This is a genomic window from Streptomyces sp. NPDC046862, from assembly GCF_040704615.1.
In the GTDB taxonomy this organism is placed as follows: domain Bacteria; phylum Actinomycetota; class Actinomycetes; order Streptomycetales; family Streptomycetaceae; genus Streptomyces.
In genome coordinates this window covers 36,327-57,426 of sequence record NZ_JBEYXP010000049.1, presented here as the reverse complement: position 1 = coordinate 57,426, position 21,100 = coordinate 36,327, and the positions used below count along the sequence as shown (strand labels likewise).

The window sequence follows — 21,100 nt, the reverse complement described above, 5'->3', positions numbered from 1 at the left end:
CTGCCGGGTTCACACAACTCCCCCCACACGAAGGGAAGTTCGACATGCGCAGACGAACGCTGCTGAGTGGCGGCGCGGCCGCTGGGCTCGGCCTGGCCGGCTGGGGCGTGGCCGGTGCGCCACAGGCCCAGGCGTCCCCCATCGGCACCGGCTGGACCGAGGTGAATCCGGGGTTCACCCTCCAGACCCCGCCCGGCACGACGCGCTACGAGTACCTGTCGGCGACAGGCGAGCACCACCTGTGGCTGAACGACAGTGACCCGTGGCTGTGGCCCGACAGTTCCTCGGGGCCGCGCAGCGAGATGCGCTGGAAGAACGACTACACCAGCGGGCAGTCGCAGTTCGAGTGCGACATGAAGATCGGCTCGGGGGCACACCGGGTGTCCGTCTTCCAGATCTTCGGCGGCACCTCCTGGGCGACAGCGCTCATGACGCTCGCCATGAACACCAACAGCATCAACTACTACGACACGACGACACAGATACACACCCCGGTCTACGGCACGTACATCCGCCTCAACGTGGTGCACGAGACAAGCACCGGCAGCATCCACGTTTTCGTCAACCGGACGTTCGTCAGGACGTTCCAGGACCACGGCGCCGGCATGCACTACTTCAAGGCGGGCCTGTACGGCCGGGATGGGATGTCTGCACGCAGCGACATCTACCTCAAGAACATTCACCTGTACAAGAAGTGACGGTGCTTCGGTCATGACGCGAGGAAGACGCACGGCCGCTCTCTGCGCGGCCGTCGCCGCGTTGCTGCTCGGCCTGCTCACCGCGCCCGCGGCGCCCGCCGCCGGAGCAGCGGGCGCCGCGCCGCAGGCACGCAGCCAGAGCTTCGACGAGGGCTGGCGGTTCGCGCTGGTCAACACCGAGAGCGCCACCGACCCGACCGGCGCGTACGCGGACGCCTACCGGCCCTCCTACGACGACTCGGCGTGGCGGAGGCTCGACCTGCCGCACGACTGGGCGATCGAGCGCCCGCCGACCACGACCGGCTCGACCTACAGCGAGGGCTTCTACCCCGGTGGCCTCGGCTGGTACCGCAAGACCTTCACCCTGCCACCCCGACTCGCGGGCAAGAGGCTGTCGTTGGAGTTCGACGGCGTCTACATGGACTCCTCGGTGTACGTCAACGGACAGGTGGCAGCCCGGCACCCGTACGGATACACGGGTTTCGAGGTCGACCTGTCGGACCTCGTCCACACCGACGGCTCCACGCCGAACACGGTGGCCGTCAAGGTCGTCAACCAGGTGCAGAGCAGCCGCTGGTACTCCGGCAGCGGCATCTACCGCCATGTCCGGCTGATCACCACGGACCGGACGCACATCGACCGGCACGGTGTCACGGTCACGACACCTGACCTCAAGGACACCTACCAGGACGGGTACGCGAAGGTCCGCGCGCGCACGCGGGTGGCAGGCGGCGACGGCACCGTGACGACAACCGTGTACGACGCGAAGGGCACCGAGGTGGCCCGGGCGGACGGCGCGGACGCCGAACTTCGCGTGCCCGACCCCCAGTTGTGGTCCCCTGACCGCCCCTACCGCTACACGGCCGTGTCGACGGTCACGGTCGACGGCAGGAAGGTCGACTCGGTGCGGACCCGGTTCGGGATCCGCTGGTTCTCCTTCGATCCCGATCACGGCTTCTCCCTCAACGGAAGACGCACCAAGCTGCGGGGCGTCAACCTCCATCACACGCTCGGTCCGCTCGGCGCGGCGGTGAGCGAGGACGCGATGCGGCGCCAGCTGACGAAGATGAAGCAGATGGGCGTCAACGCGGTGCGCACCTCGCACAATCCACCGGCGCCAGAGTTAGTGGAACTCTGCGACGAGCTGGGCCTGTTGCTGATGGTGGAGGCGTTCGACACCTGGCGCACGCCGAAGAAGCCGTACGACTACGGGCGGTTCTTCGACGAGCACTCCGACAGCGACATCACGGAGATGGTCCGGGCCGCCAGGAACTCACCCGCGGTGGTCATGTGGTCGATCGGCAACGAGATCCCCGACGGCACGTCCGTGGAGATCGGGGTGCCCATCGCCCGCCGCCTCATCGACGACATCAAGGCCGCCGACCCGACCCGGCCCGTCGTCATCGGCTCGCACAGCTACACCAGCGTGCCCCAGGACGGCTCCGCCCAGGACCAGATCCTGCGCATGCTCGACGGCGTCGGCCTCAACTACAACTCGGCCAAGTCGATCGACGCACTGCACGCGAAGTACCCGAACACGTTCTTCTTCGAGTCGGAGTCGGCGTCGGCGACCTCCGCGCGCGGCGCCTACCAGGACCCTCAGTGGGGCAACACGGCACAGGACTACACGCCCGGCCGGCGCGAGCCGTCCTCCTACGACAACAACATGGTGTCGTGGGCATCGAGCGGGGAGCACGCCCTGAAGAAGGACCGGGACCGGGAGTTCTTCGCGGGCCAGTTCATCTGGTCGGGCCAGGACTACATCGGGGAGCCGACCCCGTACAACAACGTCTTCCCGGTGAAGACCTCGTACTTCGGCGCCGTGGACACGGCCGGCTTCGCGAAGGACCAGTTCTACCTGTACCAGAGCCAGTGGACGTCACGGCCGATGGTGCACCTGGTGCCGATGGACTGGACGACCCACGAGCCGGGCGAGCAGGTCTCGGTGTGGGCGTACAGCAACGCGGAGAAGGTGGAACTGTTCCTCAACGGCCGTTCGCTGGGCGCGCGTTCCTTCGACCGCAAGACGACGACGTACGGAGCGGCATACCGGGAGACGACCGAGCCGACGGGCGACGACAAGCAGTACCCCTCCGGCAGCTACACCAGCCCGAACGGCTCCACGGGATCGCTGAAGCTGCGCTGGAACGTACCGTTCGCGAAGGGCGAGTTGACCGCGGTCGCCTATCGGGACGGCAAGCCGGTCGCCCGGGACACGGTGCGCACGGCGGGTTCTCCGGCAGGCGTCCGGCTGCGCGTGGAGCGCGGGAAGAAGCTGTCGTTCGTCACGGCCGACGTCGTCGACGCCCGCGGTGTCCTGGTCCCGTACGCGGACAACCTGGTCGCCTTCCGCGCGAAGGACGGCCGCGTCGTCGCCACCGACAACGGGCGGCAGGAGAACGGAACGTCCTACGCCTCACCCGCGCAACGCGCCTTCCACGGCCGGGTGATGGCCGTGGTCACGACGGGTTCGCACGTCACCGCCAGCCTGGGTCCGGCGTCCCCGGCGCCACCGGCCGACGCGAGTTTCTCGGCCTCGGCCACCACGCTGCCCGAGGCGATGACCGACGACGACCCCGCGACCGGCTGGTCGAGCCTCGCGACGAAGGGCGCGAGCCTTCAGTTCCCGGCGATGACCCACGCCCACGCACGGGAGTGGGTGGCCCTCAACTGGACCGGCGAACGCTCCGTCTCGCGCCTGACCGCGCGGTTCACCACCGGTGGCGCCCTGACTCTGCCGCAGTCCGTCCGTGTCACCTACTGGAACGGCACGCGGTACGTGCCCGCTCCGGGCGTGCGCACCACCTGGGCGGACACCTCGGACGCACCCAGCACGTTCGCCTTCTCCCCGGTGGAGACGAGCAGGCTGCGCCTGGAGATGACCAGCCCGACACCCGGTGCGGCCACGGGCTTCTTCCGCATCAGCGAACTGACCGCGGAACCATGACGGCCGTGGTGTGACATCTGACAGCGGCGGCCCCGGGACATTCCCGGGGCCGCCGTGCGCCGGTTCCTCGTACGCGGTCACGACGGCCCAGGGACGGCTGTTGGTGATCTGGGTCGGGCGGACGCGGTCAGCAGCGCCGCCGCGCCCAGGACGACGAGGCCGGGACGGATTCTGGTCGAACTCACGCGTTCTCCTTCGGTAAGGGTGGGGTTCGGACAGCCGCACCAGGCCGGGCGTGACTTCGGCCGCGGCCTGCTGACGGGCGTCCAGCAACGGCGAGCCGACTGCACGGTCACAACCGCCCCTTATCGGAGGCCGGTTCAGTGCGGTGGGGAGAGGTGAGAGGAGGAGGCGGCGTCGGCATCCCGGACCTGCCGTTGCCGGACTGGCAGGAGGTGGTCGACCGGGAGTACGAGCGATGGGACCTCGAGCGCGTCGTCGTCGACACGGCCGGGCGGGAACCCAGCGCGTCACTGGCCACACTGCTCGCAGGCCTCGGGCCGGGTTGAACCACGAAAAGGGCCCCACAGGCTCTCGCCCGCGAAGACCCGCGGCCAGGGACTGTGCCACCGTCGCAGTGGCGGCAACCAGAATCAGAACGGGCCGTGGAGGCTGCCCAGCCTGTCGGTCAGACGCAGGTTCTCGGAGTAGTCGACCGGGCAGGCGATCACGGAGACCGCGTCGTCGTCCAGGGCGTGGCGCAGTACGGGCAGCAGTTGGTCGGCGGCCTCGATGGCGTAGCCGCGCGCGCCGAAGCTTTCGGCGTAGGCGACGAGGTCGGGGTTGGTGAATCGGGTGTGGCTGTGGCGGCCGAGTTCGAGTTCCATCTTCCAGGTGATCAGACCGTATTCCTGGTCCACCAGGACCAGGACGACCAGCGGGACGTGTTCGCGGATGGCGGTCTCCAACTCCTGGGAGTTCATCAGGAACGATCCGTCACCCATCATCGCCACCACGCGCCGGTCGGGTCGCGCGAGTTTGGCGGCGATCGCGCCCGGGAGCGCGAACCCCATGGTGGACAGGCCGTTGGAGACCAGGCAGGTGTCCGGTTCGTAGGTCGGGTAGAGGCGGGCCATCCACATCTTTCCGGCGCCGGTGTCGGCGAGGACGATGTCGGGGCGGTCGAGTGCGGTGCGGACGTCGGCCACGACGCGCTGTGGCACCAGGGGGAACGCGTCGTTGCCGCGCCCGTAGTGGAGCTCCTCGTCGAGCAGCGTACGGATCTTCTCGCTGCTTTCCGCGCCGTAGGTGAGTCCGTCGGGCAGTGCGGCCGCGAGTGCGTCCAGCGCCTGCGAGGGGTCGCCCTCGACGCCCACGGTGACCGGGTAGTGGTCGTCCACCTCCGCGGGGAAACGGTGCACGTGCACGATCCGCTTGGCGCCGTCCGGGTTGATCTTGGCCGGGTCGAACTCCTGGATCTCGTAACCCACACAGAGCAGCACATCGGCGGTGTCGAAGCCGAAGTTGCCGTAGTCGTGGCGCATGAAGCCGACCGCGCCGAGGGCGCGCGGATGGTCGTCGGGGAAGACGCCCTTGCCGTGGAACGTGGTCGCGACGGGGATGTTCAGCCGCTCGGCGAACCGCACGAGGGCGGCTGTGGCCCCAGCCCTGGCGGCGCCGTGGCCTGCCAGCACCACAGGGTGCCGTGCGGCGGTGAGCACCTCGGCCGCCCGTGCGATCTGGGTGGGCGAGGGCGCGTCGGCGTGGACCGCGTCGATGTGCAGGGGTGCCAGCGGCCCGGCGGGACGCTCGGCTTCGATGTCCTCCGGCACGGCCAGGAACACGGCGCCGGGGCGTTCGCTCTGCGCGGTCTTGAACGCCTTGCGCACCATCTCCGGTACCGCGTCCGGACACTCGATGCGGGCCGCCCACCGCGTGACGGGCGCGAACATCGACACCAGGTCGATGACCTGGTGCGACTCCTTGTGGATACGCCGCAGCGACCCCTGAGCCGCCAGGGCCACCACCGGTGCGCTGTTGGTCATGGCGTCCGCGGTGCCGAGCAGCAGATTGATCGCGCCAGGTCCCAGCGTGGCCGAACACACCCCGGCCCGACCGGTCAGCCGTCCGTAGATCTCCGCCATGAACGAGGCCGCCTGCTCGTGGCGCACCAGGACGTACCGGATGCCGGAGTCGTTCAGCGCGTCGACGAAGCGGATGTTCTCCTCACCGGGAATCCCGAAGACGTACTCCACGCCCTCGGCCCGCAGACACCGCACCAGCAGGTGCGCGACATCGTCCACCGCTGCCGTGCTCCCCGACTCGGATTCGCCTTCGGTGCCCATGGGGCGAACCTAGGCAGGGCCCGTCCGCCCGGCCACTCGACGACCGCCGACCAGGTGTCCGCCTGAGCCATCCGGAGGCGCTGCGGTGGCGCCTGCCGCGGTCTGTCCCCACGCTGGCTGTGACGGACGCGCCGCCGTGCACGGTGGCAGGGCTCTGGGAGGACCGTGTGACCGCTACGCCGCCCGCTACCGACGCACCGCCGGCGCGGTACGACGACCTGCGTGCCCTGGTGATCAACTGCACGCTCAAGCGCTCGCCGGAGACGAGCAACACCCAGGGACTCATCGATCGCAGCACCGCCATCATGGACGCACAGGGGATGCGGGTCGACGTCCTGCGGGCGGTGGACCACGACATCGCCACCGGCGTGTGGCCCGACATGAAGGAGCACGGCTGGGAGACGGACGTCTGGCCGGAGCTCTACCAGCAGGTCCTCGCGGCCGACATCCTCGTGCTGGCCGGGCCCATCTGGCTGGGCGACAACAGCTCCGTCATGAAGCAGGTGATCGAACGGCTCTACTCCTGCTCCAGCCTGCTCAACGAAGCCGGCCAGTACGCCTATTACGGGCGGGTCGGCGGGTGCCTGATCACCGGCAACGAGGACGGCGTGAAGCACTGCGCCATGAACGTCCTCTACAGTCTGCAGCACCTCGGCTACACGATTCCGCCACAGGCGGACGCCGGCTGGATCGGTGAGGCGGGTCCCGGGCCCTCGTATCTCGATCCCGGCTCGGGCGGCCCGGAGAACGACTTCACCCACCGCAACACCACCTTCATGACCTGGAACCTGCTGCACCTGGCCCGCGCGCTGAAGGACCTCGGTGGCATCCCCGCGTACGGCAACCAGCGCACCGCCTGGGACGCCGGCTGCCGCCACGACTACGAGAACCCCGAGCACCGGTAGCGATCGTCATCGTGCTGCTGCCGGTGTCGTCTTACGGACTCGTGACGTGATGGGCGTGGTCGTGTGGCGCGGCGGGGGTGCCGCCCTAGCGTGGGCTCATGCGTGTACTGGTCACCGGCGGTGCCGGGTTCATCGGGTCCCATGTCGTCGAGGCGCTACGGGCGCGCGGGCATGAGCCGGTCGTGTTCGACGTGCGCGAGAACGCGGACGCGGACGTGCGGGACGGGGAGGCTGTCACCCGCGCCCTGTCGGGTGTCGACGCCGTGTGCCATCAGGCGGCGATGGTCGGACTCGGTACGGGGTTCGCCGACGCGGCGGAGTACGTCTCCCGCAACGACCTCGGCACCGCCGTACTGCTCGCCGCCATGGCCGAGAAGGGTGTTCGACGGCTGGTGCTGGCCGGCTCGATGGTGGTCTACGGGGAGGGCAGGTACACGTGCGGGCGCCACGGAGTCGTGCGGCCGGGCCCGCGAGCGGTCACCGATCTGGCGGCCGGGCGGTTCGAGCCGCGCTGTCCGGTGTGCGGGGAGGACCTGTCGCCGGGGCTGGTCGGAGAGGACGCACCGGCCGATCCGCGCAACGTGTACGCGACGACCAAGCTGGCCCAGGAGCACCTGACTGCCGCGTGGGCGCGGTCGACGGGCGGGTCGGCGGTGTCGCTGCGCTATCACAACGTGTACGGGCCCCGGATGCCTCGCGACACACCGTATGCCGGGGTCGCGTCGTTCTTCCGTTCGGCGCTCGCCCGGGGTGAGGCCCCGCGGGTGTTCGAGGACGGGCTGCAGCGGCGGGACTTCGTGCACGTACGGGATGTGGCGGCGGCCAACGCGACGGCGCTGGAGGCGGATGCGGCTGTGGGTGCGCTGGCCGTGTACAACACCGGCAGCGGTGAGCCGCACACCGTCGGGGAGATGGCGCGGGCGCTGGCCGCGGCGTACGGCGGGCCCGAGCCCGTCGTGACCGGGGAGTACCGCCTGGGCGACGTCCGGCACATCACCGCCGACTCGTCGAGGCTGCGGGCCGAGCTGGGCTGGAAGCCGGAGGTCGGCTTCGCCGAGGGCATGCGCGAGTTCGCGCGGGCCGAGATGCGCGGCTCGTAGGTCCCGAGGACCGGTGGTGCTGCCCGCATTCAGGAAGCGGCCGCGGGCAGCACCACCTCGAAGCGGCAGCCGCCGGGGATGTTCCGGACCGTGGCCCGGCCCTGGTGGGCCTCCACGATGCCGCGGACGATGGCGAGGCCGAGCCCGGCGCCCGCCGGAGGCGTGCGGGCGTGCGTGCCACGCCAGCCGGTGTCGAAGACCCGTGGCAGGTCCGCCTCCGGGATGCCGCCGCAGCCGTCCGTCACGGACAGCACCACGCCGTCGGGCAGGCGTTCGGCGGCCACCATGACGGTGCCGTCCGCGGGAGTGCGCCGGATCGCGTTGACCAGGAGGTTGCCCAGCACGCGGCTCATCTCCTTGCCGTCCACCTCCACCGGTACCGGCTCGACGCGATCCCCGACGAGTCGCACCCCGTGTTCGTGGGCCAGCGGATACACCCCGGCGAGGGCGTCGCCGATCAGGTCGTAGACGGACATCCGCGAGGGTGACAGTGCCAGGGTGCCGGCGTGGATGCGGGAGAGTTCGAAGAGGTCGCCGACCATGTCGTTGAGGCGTTCGACCTCGGTGCGAATCTGTTTCAGGTAGCGGTCGGGGTCGGTGGCGACGCCGTCCTCCAGCGCTTCTGCCATCGCACGCAGTCCGGCCAGCGGTGTGCGCAGGTCGTGGGAGATCCAGGCGACGAGTTCACGGCGGGAGGACTCCAGGGCGCGTTCGCGTTCCCGGGACTCGGCCAGCTTCGTGCTGGTGGCCTGCAGTTCGCGGCTGAGCGCCGCGAGTTCGGCGGTCGCGGCGCCGGTGGGGGCCGCGAAGTCGCCTCCGTCACCGAAGGAGCGGGCCGCGAGTTGGAGTTCGCGGCTTCGGGCCACCACCCAGCGGCCCAGCAGCAGCGCGGTGACCAGGGAGACGACGGCCGCCATCGCGACCACCGTCGTGACCACGGACAGGTCGTGCGCGGACAGGAACATCGCCCAGGCCACGGCCAGCGTGCCCGCGAGCATCGCGGTCACGGCGACGGCGGCCACGACCGTGAGCGAGGCGGTCAGTGAGCGGCGGCGCAGCAGCCACAGCGTGCCCGCGCCCAGCAGCCCGGCCGCGGCGGCGCCGAGGAAGGCGAACAGGGCGATGAGGAAGGTGTCGCGCATGATCACTCCCCTCCCTGGGCGGACGCGGCGGCCGGATCGAACCGGTAGCCCACGCCCCAGACGGTCTGGATCAGGCGAGGCCGGGCCGGATCGTCCTCGACCTTGTTGCGCAGCCGTCGGACGTGCACCGTGACGGTCGACAGGTCGCCGAAGTCCCAGCCCCACACCTCACGCATCAGGTCCTCGCGGCTGTGCGCCCGGCCCGGATGCCGGAGGAAGAACACGAGCAGGTCGAACTCACGGAGGGTGAGGGCGAGTTCGGTGCCATTCCTGGCGGCTCGGCGGGCGGCCGGGTCGACGGTGAGTCCGGCCGCGCTCAGGGGGCGCGTCGCCGCGACGGGCCGTGTCCGGCGCAGTACCGACTCCACCCGCAGCACCAGTTCGCGGGGGCTGAACGGCTTGGTGACGTAGTCGTCCGCGCCCACCTCGAGGCCGAGAATGCGGTCGTCCTCATCGCCACGGGCCGTGAGCATGATGACCGGAACGGGGCCGAGGTCGCGTATCCGGCGGCACACCTCCAGTCCGTCCATGCCGGGCAGCATCAGGTCCAGCACCACCAGGTCCGGCCAGTGCGCGGCGGCCCGCGCGAGCGCCGCCGGCCCGTCCCCGGCCCGGTCCACCATGTATCCGGCGCGGTCCAGGTACGTCGAGACGACCTCGGCGACCGTGGGGTCGTCGTCGACCACGAGGACGCGACCGGCCCCGGGCCCCCGGCCGACCGCCACCACTTCGGAGGGTTGCTGTTCCATGCGGCCAGCCTCGCACCGTGGGACGTTCTCCGTCGCGCTTCGAGCCGCCCATGGACTCCGGCGTCCGTGTTTCGTAAGGAGCCGGAGTCCGATATGTACCGTTCGCGTTCGTAGGGTGACAACCGTGATGACCTCTCCCCCACCCGAGGACGTCGACGTCGTCCTCCCTTGCCTGAACGAGGCCGAAGCCCTGCCCTGGGTGCTCGGCCGCATCCCTCCCGGCTGGCGTGCGCTCGTCGTGGACAACGGGTCCACCGACGGCTCGGCCGACATCGCCCGCGCACTCGGTGCGACCGTGATCCACGAGCCACGGCGCGGCTTCGGCTCCGCCTGCCACGCCGGACTGACCGCGGCCACGGCCGGCATCGTGTGCTTCTGCGACTGCGACGCCTCGCTGGACCCGGCCCTGCTCGCACCCTTCGTCCGCGAAGTGCGGGAAGGCGAGGCCGACTTGGTGCTCGGACGGCGCCGCCCGCGGGGCCGGGGCGCCTGGCCCGCGCACGCCAGGGCGGGGAACCTCGCGCTCTCCCTGATGCTGCGCCGTCGCACCGGACTGCGCCTGCACGACCTCGGTCCCCTGCGCGCCGCCCGCCGCGAGGCACTGCTCGGCCTCGGTCTGACCGACCGGCGCAGCGGCTACCCGCTGCAGATGGTCGTGCGCGCCGCCGACGAGGGCTGGCGCGTCACCGAGCACGACGTCCCGTACCTGCCGCGCTCCGGCGCCTCGAAGGTGACCGGGACCTGGCGCGGCACCTGGCAGGCGGTACGGGACATGAGCCGCGTCCTGGCCGAAGCGCCCACCGTCACCACGACGACCGCGGGACGGGCAGGAGGAGTCCAACGATGAATCCACCGATGAGTCCACCGATGAACACCCTGCTCGTCATCGCCAAGGAGCCGCGGCCCGGACGGGTGAAGACCCGCCTCACCCCGCCGTTCACACCTCATGAGGCGGCGGCGCTCGCCGAGGCCGCCCTCGCGGACACCCTGCGCGCGGTGGCCGCGGCACCCGCCCGGCGCCGCGTCCTGGTCCTCGACGGGGAGAGCGGACCCTGGCTGCCGCCGGGCTTCGACGTCGTACCGCAGTGCGCGGGCGGCCTCGACGAGCGGCTGGCCGCGGCCTTCGCCGAATGCGACGGCCCGGCCCTGCTGATCGGGATGGACACCCCGCAGGTCACACCGGGCCTGCTGACCGTGGACTTCGACGGAAGCGACGCGTGCTTCGGTCCGGCCGAGGACGGCGGCTTCTGGGCTCTCGGGCTGGCGAAGCCGGACCCCGAGCTGCTGCGTGGGGTCCCGATGTCGACACCTGCCACGGGCGCCGTACAGCGTGACCGGCTCGTCACCGCGGGCCTGCGCGTGCGCGACCTGCCGCGTCTGCGGGACGTCGACACCGCCGCCGACGCCGAGGCTGTCGCCGCCGTGGCGCCGGACGGCCGCTTCGCCTCGGAGCTGGCCGGGCTGCGAGCGGACGGCGGACGATGAGCACGGCACACGAGACAAGCACGGCAACGGCACACGAGGGGATACGGCGGGACACCGAGGAGCACAGCTGGTCCACCGACCCCTACGCCGACGCACTGCGAACCGGCCGCGGACCGCTCTTCCTCCGCCGCAGCGACGGCTGGCTGCTGCCGCTCGACGTGGAGCGGTGGTGTGCGCGGGCCGACGCCGTGGACCTGCGGGTCCTGGACCGGTGTGAGGGCACCGTGCTCGACGTGGGCTGCGGGCCGGGGCGCCTGGTCGCGGAGCTCGTGGCCCGGGGCCGGTCCGTACTCGGCATCGACGTCAGCGAGGCCGCCGTCGCCCACACCACGGGGCTAGGAGGGCGGGCCCTGTGGCGCTCGGTCTTCGAACCGCTGCCAGGGGAGGGCCGCTGGAACACCGTCCTGCTCCTGGACGAGAACCTCGGCATCGGCGGCGATCCGCGGGCCCTGCTCCACAGACTGACCGAACTGCTCTTGCCCGGCGGTCTGTTGATCGCCGAGACGGTCCCGGTGGACGTGGACGAGCGTGTCGACGTCCGCCTCGTGCGCGGCACCGATGCCCGGGGCGGCGCCGGCACCCCGTTCCCCTGGGCCCGGCTCGGCACCCCGGCGCTGCTCCGGTACGCCCGCCCGCTGGGCTGGCGCAACGTCGATCAGTGGTCGGCCGGTGGCCGCTGTTTCGTCGCCCTGCGCAGCCGCAGCACCAACAGCAGCGCCGAGCCGCCGAAGAGCGCGGCCGTGATCAGGAGCCAGCGGGCGAGGAAGCCGTCGGCGGACAGCCCCGTCACCGCGGGGTAGTGGTCCGCCACGCGGCCGCTGATCAGTGGGAACCACACGAGCAGCAGGAGCCCGGACAGGGCCGCCGGCACCCGGACGTACAGGGTCCAGTTCCGGCGGCCGACGGCACCGAGCGCACCGGTGACGCCCCGGTCCGCCGTGGCGTACAGCGGCAGAAACACCAGGTCGTGCAGCACGGCCGCACCCACGAACCACAGCGCCACCCCGAGCCCGTCACCGGACAGCAGACGCACGCCCGCGTACCCCGCCAGCGCGAACGAGCAGGCCAGGAGCAGGATCTGCAGGGGGCTTCCCAGCGGTGGGAACAATCGGCGCATCACAGGTCTCCGAACGTCATCCGCGCCACCCACTTGGTGTTCAGCACGCCGGGCACGGCGGGCGCGATGACCCGCGCCGGGAAGCCGTGGTCGGGGGTCAGCGGCTCTCCGTTGACGTCCAGCGCCAGCAGGGAGCGCGGGTCCCGCACCTGGTTGGCGCGCAGGGCCGCCCGGCGGAAGGCGCCGTGACGTTGGAGGGACTCCACCAGGACGTCGGGCGCCTCCTCCGCGTCGTAGCCCACCAGGGCGGCGAGATCCCGCAGCCGTACGCCCCGCCACCACTGGTCGGAGGTCGACCAGCCCTCCACGCAGGCGATGGGCAGCGCCGAACTGTGCAGGGGAAGTTCCAGCAGCTCGGCCCGGCTCAGCCGCACGGTCCCGGAGCGCCCTTGGACGACCAACCGCCACGCCTCCTCACTCGTCTCCGACGCGACGATGCCCCTGGACGCGGCCGTCTTGTTGATCTGGAAGCCGTTCGGGCCGCTGCCCGGGTCGGCGCCTCCGTGGGGTGCGAGGAGAGCCGTCCGCCGCAGCGGACCGTCGACGTTCTGCCCCACCGTGGTCCCGAACAGCAGCAGCGAACCGCCGCCGACCAGCCACAGCCCACCACGTCGTGACACGGTGGGCTCCGACGGCCGCGGGGACACCAGCGGGAACTCCGGCTGCACGCCGGTCTCCTCCTGCGGGCTCTCGCCCTCCCTCGCACGACGCAGATTGCGTACGGCGGCCGGCGCCCGCAGCGCGACGTGCACGACGAACGCGGCGAAGAACACCCACGCCCCGTAGAAGTGCAGCGGGTAGAAGGAGCCGGGGAAGACGTAGTCCAACTGGATGTTGAGCACGCCCGTCACGAACTCGAAGAGCGCGCCGCCGACCAGCAGGAGCAGCGAGATCCGCTCCAGTGCGTGGGCGAGGGATCGGGCGGGCGGCAGGGCGAACAGCTTCGGCACGACCGACCACAGCTTGGCCAGCAGGACGGGGACGAGGGTGATGCCCAGCGTGACGTGGACGCCCTGGGTGAGCCGGTACAGCCAGTACGGGTCGGTCGGCCAGGCGAAGAGGTAGAAGCCGAGGAGCCCCTTGTCCGGTGTCTTGTCGTTCACCGGCGACAGGTCGGGGTTGTAGGCGGCGTAGGACAGCAGCCCCGTCACGAACAGCACCGTGATGCCCGCGAGCAGCACGACACCGAGCACCGAGGTGAACCAGGGACCGCGCAGGGGACTGCGCCAGAAACCGGGAGAGGAGGGAAGCCGTTGGTCGGGCATGTCCCGACGGTAGGCCGGAGCCGGCCTGCGAAGGGGTGCTCGACCCATGACGAAACGCTGACGTCAGCGTCGCGAGCGACGGTGTTCGCCCCCTTCGGCCCTAGCGTTCCCATGTGATCCGCACCCCGATCGGCATCTCCCACCGCGCCCTCGACGGCACGTCGAACCGCGCCTCGATCCGCATTCCGCTCCGCGACCTGGTCGCCGCCCTGGCCGCCGCCCTCCTCGTCGTGGTGGCCGTCCTGGTCGGCCGGCACATCGAACACACCCACGGCACCCTGCACGTCGGCTGGCCCCCGCTGTACGCGAACTGGGGCCCGCACGCCGGTCCGGGTACCCCGGCCGCCCTGGCGGTGGCGGCCGCCGTCGTCGCGTACGGCCCCGTCCTCGCAGCCAGGCTGCCCTGGCGCGCCCTGCTCCCGGTGGCGTGGGGCACGGCCATGGCCTGGATCTGGTCCCTGGCCCTGATCGACGGCTGGCACCGGGGCATCGCGGTGCGGCTCACCACCCGCTACGAGTACCTCCAGGTCATCGACCGCTTCCACGACATCCCGGCAACCCTGCGCGACTTCACCCACCACATCCTGCTCGGCTCACCGGACCACTGGCCCCCGCACGTCGCCGGGCATCCACCGGCGGCCACCCTCACCTTCGTCCTTCTCGACCGGATCGGCCTGGGCGGCGGTGGCTGGGCCGGGACCTGGTGCATCACCGTCGGCGCCACGGCGTGCCTCGCCGTGCTGGTGACGGTGCGGGCACTGGCCGGGGAGGACCTCGCACGACGAGCGGCACCGTTCCTGGTACTGGCCCCTGCCGCGGTGTGGATGGGCACGTCGGCCGACGGGTACTTCGCAGCGGTCGCCGCATGGTCCGTGGCGCTGCTCGCGCTCGCCGTGACCGCCGGGCCCGGGCCGCGCGCGCGGGCCGCCGCCTTCGCCGCGGGGCTGCTGTTCGGCCTGACCTGGTACCTCTCCTACGGTCTGACACTGTTCGCGCTGATCGCGGCGGGAGTGGTGCTGCTCGGAGGCAGCAGGGCGCGACCACTCCCCCTCGTGCTCGCGGGAGCCACCGTCGTGCCGCTCGCCTTCACGCTCGTCGGCTTCCACTGGTGGGAGGCGTACCACCTCCTGGTCGAGCGCTACTTCCAGGGGGCCGGCGGCATCCGGCCCTACGGGTACTGGGTGTGGGCGAACCTCGCCTGCACCGTGTTCCTCGTGGGCCTGGCGACGGCGGCGGGCCTGCGACACTCCGGCGCCACCCTGCTCGCCGAACGCGGCGGCCTCCGTGTCCGGGCGGGCAGCGGGAGCGGTCCCTCCGCCGATGCCCGCCTCGCCCTGCTCGTGTCCGTCGCGGCACTCGCCGTTCTCGTGGCCGACCTGTCCGGGATGAGCAAGGCCGAGACGGAACGCATCTGGCTGCCCTTCGCTCTGTGGCTGCTCCCCGCGTGCGCCTTCCTCCCGCGGCCACGCACCTGGCTCGCGGCCCAGGCCTGCCTCGCCCTTCTCGTCAACCACCTGCTCATGACGGGATGGTGACAGCGGCAACGGAAATACGCGAAGCCGCCCTCCCTGAAGCGAGAGAACGGCCTCCGACCTGCATCAAAGCTGGTCGGGACGACAGGATTTGAACCTGCGACCCCTTGACCCCCAGTCAAGTGCGCTACCAAGCTGCGCCACGTCCCGATGCGTCACCGCGGGTGTTCCGCGTGATCACGCACGTCAACCCTACCGCACCTGGACGGGAGCCAACGCCCCGGGCGACGGCCGTCGCGTCCGGAACCGGTCGCTTCGTGGGTGCTCGGCATGGGCAAGGGGCGGGGCGGGAAGATCCGGCACACCGTGCCGGCTGCCGGGGCTGTCGGCCGGCGGAGAGCGTCGCGGGGAGCTGATGGGTGTGGAGACGTCCTGGAACGGGTCGGGCAAGGTCGAGGTGCGGCCGGTCGCCGGGTACATCGGGGCCGAGATTCACGGTGTCGACCTGGCCGGTCCTCTGGCGGACGAGGTCGTCGCGGAGATCCGGGCCGCGTTGTTGCGGTGGAAGGTGGTGTTCTTCCGGGGGCAGGAGCTCGACCACGCGGGCCACGTCGCCTTCGTCCGGCGCTTCGGGGAGCCGATCACGTTGCGGTCCCGGGGCTCCGCCTCTCCCGCGGAGTTCCCGCAGGTGGAGACGACGGCCGACCGGCTGGAGCTGGCGGGGCGTCACGGGATGACGCACGCGGAGTGGCTGGAGCGTCGGCGCCACTCCACGCTGCGGGGCTGGCACGCGGACCACACGGCGCGGATCGACCCGCCCGCCCTGACCGTCCTGCGCGCCGAGCGTGTGCCGCCGTACGGCGGGGACACCACCTGGGCCAACCTGGCCACCGCCTACGCGGGGCTGTCCGAGCCGGTGCGGAGGTTCGCCGAGGGGCTGCGCGCGGAGCACCGGCTCGGGGTCGGTTATCTGCCGCGCTCGGGCCCCGACGCGTACACGCGGCACCTTCAGGACCATCAGGTGGCGTCGGCGCATCCGGTGGTCCGTGCGCACCCGGAGAGCGGCGAGCGGGTGCTCTACGTCAACCCGTACTACGTGGAGACCATCCTCGGTGTCTCGCGGTTCGAGAACCGGCTGCTGCTGGAGATGTTCGTGGAGCAGGTGACGCGGCCCGAGTACACCGTCCGCTTCCGCTGGGAGCCCGGCAGCGTGGCCATGTGGGACAACCGCGCCACGATCCACCTGGCCCCGGGCGACACCGCCCACCTGGACGCTCCCCGCGTCATGCACCGGGTCATGACGGCGGGCGAGGTTCCCGTGGGGGTGGACGGCAGGCCGTCCGAGTCGATCAGCGGGGCGCCCCTGCACCGGCCGGACTCACCCTAGGGCTGCCGGCCGACGAGGGGCGCCATGTCGCGGAACACCCTGTCACGGACGGCTGTCAGGCGTTGGGGTCGAACGCGATGCCGGACGGCTTGGCCGCCGCCAGGTGGGAGGTGAAGTTGCCGTCCTTCAGGCCGAAGTTGGCGCTGCCGAAGTCGTACGCGCTCAACTTGTCCCGCAGGCCGGCGGGGTAGCCGTTCCAGCCCACCAAAGGCGGGTACTGCCAGGTGCCCTTGTCGTTCTCCGGCGGCTCGTCGCCCGAGTTCGCGGGGCGGAAGGCGTGCGTGCCGACGCCGTCCTTGTGGTAGACGATCTTGGGGTGGTTGCCGTCCCAGCGGATCTGGTCGCGGGTGTAGACGTCGAAGTCGCCGTGAGCCGAGGTGGAGACGTACTGGGCCTGGCCGTTCTGCACCCACACCACGACGTGCTCCCAGTCGTGGCGGTGGCCGCCGACGCTGCTGCCGGCCACGGCCTGGTCCTTCTCGAAGTACAGGCCGTACATCACGGCGCACCAGCCGTTGTTGCACTTGGAGCGGGCGTAGCCGTTGGTGTTGTCGAGATCCGAGGCGTCGTGGCACTCGCCGTTCAGGGCACCCGTCGGGTTCAGGCCGCCGTTGACGGTGCCGTCGGGGCCGATGGCGGGCGTGGGGTAGCAGCCGTCCGTGTCGTAGTCGTACGCCGGCTGCCAGGTCTGCTCGGTCGTGTCCGCGTTGGCAGGCAGGGCCTGGGGCGGGGCCGCGAGCGCGCTGCCGGGGAAGGCGATCACCAGCGCGACCGCGCTGCCGGAAATGACGGATGCTCTGCGGAGCCTTGGCGCACGCGTCTTCAATGCGTCCTCCTGGTTCGGCCGTGGGGGGAGGTGGGGGGTGGAGGCATTCAAGCAGGTTTGACATGCCCAGAACAGTGTCGGCCGAGCTCGTTGACACATCGAAGATCAATGGGTGTCCCGGCGATGACGGGTCGGGCAACAGACAGCACTCACAAAAGAGTTGGGGAGACGCCCAGAGGGGACGAAGAGACAGGACCAGAGAGGGGTCCCGCTCGCTGCGGGACCCCTCGGGGATGCGCCCGGCGACACGGGAGGGCCGGCGGTGCGCGCCTGTCACGCGCCCACGCGCGCCATCCGCCACCTTGAGGTCCGCACGTACTGGGACACGGCATCGGCGGCGGCCGAGACCAGGGGTGCCAGTTTCGCCGGCCGGAACCCCTCCGCGTCCGCCACGGCACACACGGCCGCGACGACGTTCCCCCGCGTGTTGCTCACGGGGAACGCGACTCCGGCACAGTCCGGGGTCAGCGTGCGGTACGCCACCGCGTAGCCCTCACGCCTGACCCTCGCCAGGGCCTGCCGCAAGGCGGGGCCCTCGGTGAGGGTCGCGGGGGTGTACGCGTGCAGCGGCCCCGCGCAGACCTCGTTCTGAACGACCTCGCTCGCGTGGGCGAGCAGGACCAGACCGGCCGAGGTGGCGTGCAGCGGCATCCGGGACCCCGAATCACCCCAGGGCGCCAAGGGTTTGGGGCCCTTCGTGACGAAGGAGAGGCAGACGCCCTCGACGCCGTCGCGGATCATCAGCAGCGCCTGGGCCGACGTCCGGTCGTTGAGCTCCATCAGGTGCGGTTGCGCGGCCTCCACCAGGGGCGAGCAGCGCGGCGCCAGCGTGCCGGTCTCCCACAGTCGCAGACCGATGCTGTACGCGCCCTCGTTGCTCCTCTCCAAGGCCCCCCAGCCGTGCAGTTTGTTGACGATACGGTGTGCCGTCGCGACCGGGAGGCCCGAGCGTCTGCTGATGTCGCTCAGCGTGAGAGTGCGGTTGTCCCGGTCGAACGCGCCCAGAACGCTCAGAGTGCGGTCGACGACCGAGCGCTCCGGGGCGCCGGGGTGAGGGGTGGTCATCCCGTCTGGTTCCTTTCGATCTGCACAGCATGCAGGGGTGTTTACTCGTGCACACGCCGGAGGTCATCCGGCAACGGGCGGCCACCCTTATCATTGAACCTTTAAGTGACCAGTGAAAGGTCGATTCCGGAACGCCCATGGTCGATTTCGCATCTTTACCGATCCCCGTCGTCCCCTACACCCCCGTCTGCCGACCGGGTATCGGTATCGCGGTGACGGCACTCCACGAACTACGCAAAATGACCACATTGGAGTTCCTGGCTTCCCCCCACCGACTCGACTTCCACCAGATCGTGCTGGTCACCGGAGGGACGGGCACCTATTCCATCGACTCCACACGTTTCGAGTGCCGCGCGGGAAGCCTGCTGTGGACCCGGCCGAACCAGGTCATCCAGTCCGCTCCGCAACCCGACATGGATGCCGACCTCATCATGTTCACCGAGGCGTTTCCCCTGCGCATGAACGCCCACATGGGGATGCTCGACGACGTGCTGCGGCCCTCTCACTGGCAGCTGTCCGAAACCGAACTGGCCGAACTCCGACGCTACCTCGACCTGCTGCGCGAGGAGTTCGAGAGACCCGACCAGGGCCTGGGCGAGGACCTGCTCAAACACCTCCTGGCCGTGGTGCTGCTGCACATCGACCAGATGTGCCGCACCCACCACGACGACCCGGCGGCCCATGACGCGCTCAGCAACGACAGCGGTGAACTCTTCCTCAGGTTCCGGCGGGAGTTGGACAGTTCGTTCCGCACCACCCGTCGGGTGGAGGACTACGCCGCCGCGCTCAACTGCACCACGCGCGCCCTCTCACGGGCCTGCCGCGCGGTGGCCGGCACCTCCACCAAGGACCTGGTCGACTCCCGGGTCGCCCTCGAGGCACGCCGTCTGCTCGTCCACACGGACCTGCCCATCGGGGCCGTGGCCCGACAACTCGGATTCACCGAAGTCACCAACTTCACCAAGTTCTTCATACGCCGAGTGAATATGACTCCCGGGGCGTTTCGCCGCGACCACAAAGTACGTAATCAACCTTAGTGTCATCGGCGTCGGCCGGTTCGTTCACCGGCCGGTCACTGGTCACCTCGCAGGTCCACGGCCGTATATCCAGCGTTCTTTCCACTCTCCGGAAGGACTGTTGATTGACATTCGGCGCACTGGCAAGACTGTGACCAGCGTGCTTCGGGCGGCCAATCCCGAAGGCACGGGCAGGCATGCGGGCCCGCATGCCTGGACCAATAGGCACAGCAGTCCGGACCGACACATACCACCCGAACCCCGCCCGGCCCGACTCACGGAGTTGTCGGCGGTGGGCGGGAATCAGTGAGAAACCAGCTGCCGCACTTTACCGACCATTCGAGGAACGGGTTTTCCCTCGGGCCGCTTTTCGGCTCCATGGACTCGGCAGCAAACTCAGCGGGCGCGGCGGCGCCGTGTCGCCCCCGCCCCACACCGTTCACGCGCGCATCTCCGGGCTGCCCCGGACCGCGCCCCACAGAAGGACGCACCATGGCTGTAGTGACGGTTCCCGAGGCCCAGGACTGGCTGATCGAGAAGATCGCCCACCGTCTGGGCGTGGCGACGACCGAGGTGTCGCCCGATGTGTACTTCGACGAACTCGACCTCGACTCGACCGAGGCGCTCATCCTCGCGGGCGAGATGGAGAGCTGGCTCGGCTTCGAGCTGAGCACGACGACCCTCTGGTACCACCCGACCGTCAAGGACCTGGCGGCCCACATCGCCGAGGAGAGCGCGCAGCGTGCGCCCGCCGCGTGAGGCGCGCCCGCCGGTAGCCCGTACTTTCCGTGCCGCCGCACCCGGCCGGCACACGGTCTACGTCGTCCATCCGGGTGCGCTCTCGGCCCAGGTGTACAAGGGACTCGCCACGACCCTCCCGACGGGCACGGGGCTCACCGTGCTCGATCTGGGCTCCGTACCCGAGTACGCCGAAGCCGCCCTCACCGGCGGCAGGGCGGCGACCACGGTGGAGGAGCTGACCGCCCGGCTGCTGGTGGCGCTGGAGGAGGCGAACCCGGCCCACGGCCCGTACACCCTGGCCGGCTGGTCCTTCGGTGGCGTACTGGCTCTGGCGATGACTCACCGGATGCCACCGGAGCGGCGCCCCGGGCGCCTGGTGCTCCTGGACAGCATCGCCCCCACCGAGGACTACCATCAGTCCGACGACGCGTTGGAGGCCGCCCTGCTGCTCGGCTGGTTCGCCATGTACCTGGGCGCGAAGCGGGGCCGGCCCGTCGAGCCCGATCCGGCGCGGCTGGCCGGGTGCGAGGTCGACGAGGGGCTCCCCGTGGTCCTCGACGCCGCGGTAGCCGCCGGTGCTCTGCTCCCCGACACCCCGCTGCCGGGTCTGCGCAAGCTCTACGAGGCGTACGTGGACGGGCTGTTGCGCAACAACCGACTGACGACGCCCCATCGTCCAGGGCCCTCTCCGCTCCCCCTGGTGCTGGTGCGGGCCGAGCGGAGCCTGATCCCCGGCGACCCCACGCTCGGCTGGCAGCCGCTCGCACCGCACGGACTCACCCGGTTCACCAGCCCGGGCGACCACTACACGATGCTCAGTCGCCCGGACTCGCTCGACGTGATCGCGCCCTTGCTTTCACGCTCCGCTTGAAGCGGGTTCGCTCTAGCGGGTTGTTTCGA

19 protein-coding genes and 1 tRNA gene are annotated in these 21,100 nt (G+C 70.7%); 13 read left to right on the top strand and 7 right to left on the bottom strand.

The window, feature by feature from the left end; all coding sequences use genetic code 11:
- Positions 1-44: 44 nt before the first annotated feature.
- The 3 genes from AB0959_RS39675 to AB0959_RS39665 all read left to right on the top strand — a co-directional run bounded on the left by AB0959_RS39675 (position 45) and on the right by AB0959_RS39665 (position 4,154).
- The gene (locus AB0959_RS39675) at positions 45-698 is read left to right on the top strand and encodes a polysaccharide lyase family 7 protein (protein WP_366831645.1); all 654 of its coding nucleotides are present in this window, start codon (positions 45-47) and stop codon (positions 696-698) included.
- Between the two features lie 13 nt (positions 699-711).
- Positions 712-3,645 (top strand): glycoside hydrolase family 2 TIM barrel-domain containing protein, encoded by a 2,934-nt coding sequence (locus AB0959_RS39670; protein ID WP_366831644.1) that lies wholly within the window; start codon positions 712-714, stop codon positions 3,643-3,645.
- Between the two features lie 338 nt (positions 3,646-3,983).
- Positions 3,984-4,154, top strand: coding sequence for a hypothetical protein (locus AB0959_RS39665; protein ID WP_366831643.1), 171 nt, complete (start codon positions 3,984-3,986; stop codon positions 4,152-4,154).
- 84 nt (positions 4,155-4,238) lie between these two features.
- On the opposite strand, the gene AB0959_RS39660 is transcribed toward AB0959_RS39665, so the two are convergent.
- Positions 4,239-5,930: an acetolactate synthase large subunit gene (locus AB0959_RS39660; protein ID WP_366831642.1), complete on the bottom strand. Its 1,692-nt coding sequence runs from the start codon at positions 5,928-5,930 to the stop codon at positions 4,239-4,241.
- A gap of 167 nt (positions 5,931-6,097) precedes the next feature.
- Between AB0959_RS39660 and AB0959_RS39655 the strand changes: the two genes are divergently transcribed.
- Complete coding sequence (locus AB0959_RS39655; protein WP_366831641.1) at positions 6,098-6,835, top strand: flavodoxin family protein; 738 nt, start codon at positions 6,098-6,100, stop codon at positions 6,833-6,835.
- A gap of 98 nt (positions 6,836-6,933) precedes the next feature.
- Complete coding sequence (locus AB0959_RS39650) at positions 6,934-7,935, top strand: NAD-dependent epimerase/dehydratase family protein (RefSeq protein WP_366831640.1); 1,002 nt, start codon at positions 6,934-6,936, stop codon at positions 7,933-7,935.
- A gap of 29 nt (positions 7,936-7,964) precedes the next feature.
- Here AB0959_RS39650 and AB0959_RS39645 read toward each other — a convergent pair whose 3' ends face one another.
- Positions 7,965-9,077, bottom strand: coding sequence for a HAMP domain-containing sensor histidine kinase (locus tag AB0959_RS39645; protein ID WP_366831639.1), 1,113 nt, complete (start codon positions 9,075-9,077; stop codon positions 7,965-7,967).
- A gap of 2 nt (positions 9,078-9,079) precedes the next feature.
- Positions 9,080-9,826, bottom strand: coding sequence for a response regulator transcription factor (locus AB0959_RS39640; protein ID WP_366831638.1), 747 nt, complete (start codon positions 9,824-9,826; stop codon positions 9,080-9,082).
- Between the two features lie 127 nt (positions 9,827-9,953).
- On the opposite strand from AB0959_RS39640, the gene AB0959_RS39635 reads away from it, so the two are divergent.
- The 3 genes from AB0959_RS39635 to AB0959_RS39625 are packed head-to-tail and all read left to right on the top strand — an operon-like array spanning position 9,954 to position 12,111.
- Positions 9,954-10,673, top strand: coding sequence for a glycosyltransferase family 2 protein (locus tag AB0959_RS39635; protein WP_366831674.1), 720 nt, complete (start codon positions 9,954-9,956; stop codon positions 10,671-10,673).
- 20 nt (positions 10,674-10,693) lie between these two features.
- Positions 10,694-11,311, top strand: a complete 618-nt coding sequence (locus tag AB0959_RS39630) for a DUF2064 domain-containing protein (RefSeq protein ID WP_366831673.1) — start codon at positions 10,694-10,696, stop codon at positions 11,309-11,311.
- A complete protein-coding gene (locus AB0959_RS39625) occupies positions 11,308-12,111 on the top strand; it encodes a methyltransferase domain-containing protein (RefSeq protein ID WP_366831637.1) in 804 nt (267 codons plus the stop codon). The genes AB0959_RS39630 and AB0959_RS39625 overlap by 4 nt, the downstream gene beginning before the upstream one ends.
- Positions 12,112-12,427: 316 nt before the next feature.
- On the opposite strand, the gene AB0959_RS39620 is transcribed toward AB0959_RS39625, so the two are convergent.
- A complete protein-coding gene (locus tag AB0959_RS39620; protein ID WP_366831636.1) occupies positions 12,428-13,693 on the bottom strand; it encodes a molybdopterin-dependent oxidoreductase in 1,266 nt (421 codons plus the stop codon).
- A 176-nt stretch (positions 13,694-13,869) separates the two neighbouring features.
- On the opposite strand from AB0959_RS39620, the gene AB0959_RS39615 reads away from it, so the two are divergent.
- Positions 13,870-15,228 (top strand): hypothetical protein, encoded by a 1,359-nt coding sequence (locus AB0959_RS39615; protein ID WP_366831672.1) that lies wholly within the window; start codon positions 13,870-13,872, stop codon positions 15,226-15,228.
- Between the two features lie 70 nt (positions 15,229-15,298).
- On the opposite strand, the gene AB0959_RS39610 is transcribed toward AB0959_RS39615, so the two are convergent.
- Positions 15,299-15,375: transfer RNA gene (locus AB0959_RS39610), tRNA-Pro, on the bottom strand.
- Positions 15,376-15,580: 205 nt separating this feature from the next.
- On the opposite strand from AB0959_RS39610, the gene AB0959_RS39605 reads away from it, so the two are divergent.
- Positions 15,581-16,552, top strand: coding sequence for a TauD/TfdA family dioxygenase (locus tag AB0959_RS39605; RefSeq protein ID WP_366831635.1), 972 nt, complete (start codon positions 15,581-15,583; stop codon positions 16,550-16,552).
- A gap of 55 nt (positions 16,553-16,607) precedes the next feature.
- On the opposite strand, the gene AB0959_RS39600 is transcribed toward AB0959_RS39605, so the two are convergent.
- Complete coding sequence (locus AB0959_RS39600; RefSeq protein WP_366831634.1) at positions 16,608-17,378, bottom strand: NPP1 family protein; 771 nt, start codon at positions 17,376-17,378, stop codon at positions 16,608-16,610.
- Between the two features lie 273 nt (positions 17,379-17,651).
- Positions 17,652-18,443 (bottom strand): IclR family transcriptional regulator, encoded by a 792-nt coding sequence (locus AB0959_RS39595; protein WP_366831633.1) that lies wholly within the window; start codon positions 18,441-18,443, stop codon positions 17,652-17,654.
- Positions 18,444-18,682: 239 nt separating this feature from the next.
- On the opposite strand from AB0959_RS39595, the gene AB0959_RS39590 reads away from it, so the two are divergent.
- The 3 genes from AB0959_RS39590 to AB0959_RS39580 all read left to right on the top strand — a co-directional run bounded on the left by AB0959_RS39590 (position 18,683) and on the right by AB0959_RS39580 (position 21,071).
- Complete coding sequence (locus AB0959_RS39590) at positions 18,683-19,480, top strand: AraC family transcriptional regulator (protein WP_366831632.1); 798 nt, start codon at positions 18,683-18,685, stop codon at positions 19,478-19,480.
- A 471-nt stretch (positions 19,481-19,951) separates the two neighbouring features.
- On the top strand, positions 19,952-20,218 hold the full coding sequence (locus tag AB0959_RS39585) for an acyl carrier protein (RefSeq protein WP_366831631.1): 267 nt from the start codon (positions 19,952-19,954) through the stop codon (positions 20,216-20,218).
- Entirely contained in the window at positions 20,202-21,071 is an 870-nt protein-coding gene (locus AB0959_RS39580) for a thioesterase domain-containing protein (protein WP_366831630.1), read from the top strand. The genes AB0959_RS39585 and AB0959_RS39580 overlap by 17 nt, the downstream gene beginning before the upstream one ends.
- Positions 21,072-21,100 lie beyond the last annotated feature (29 nt).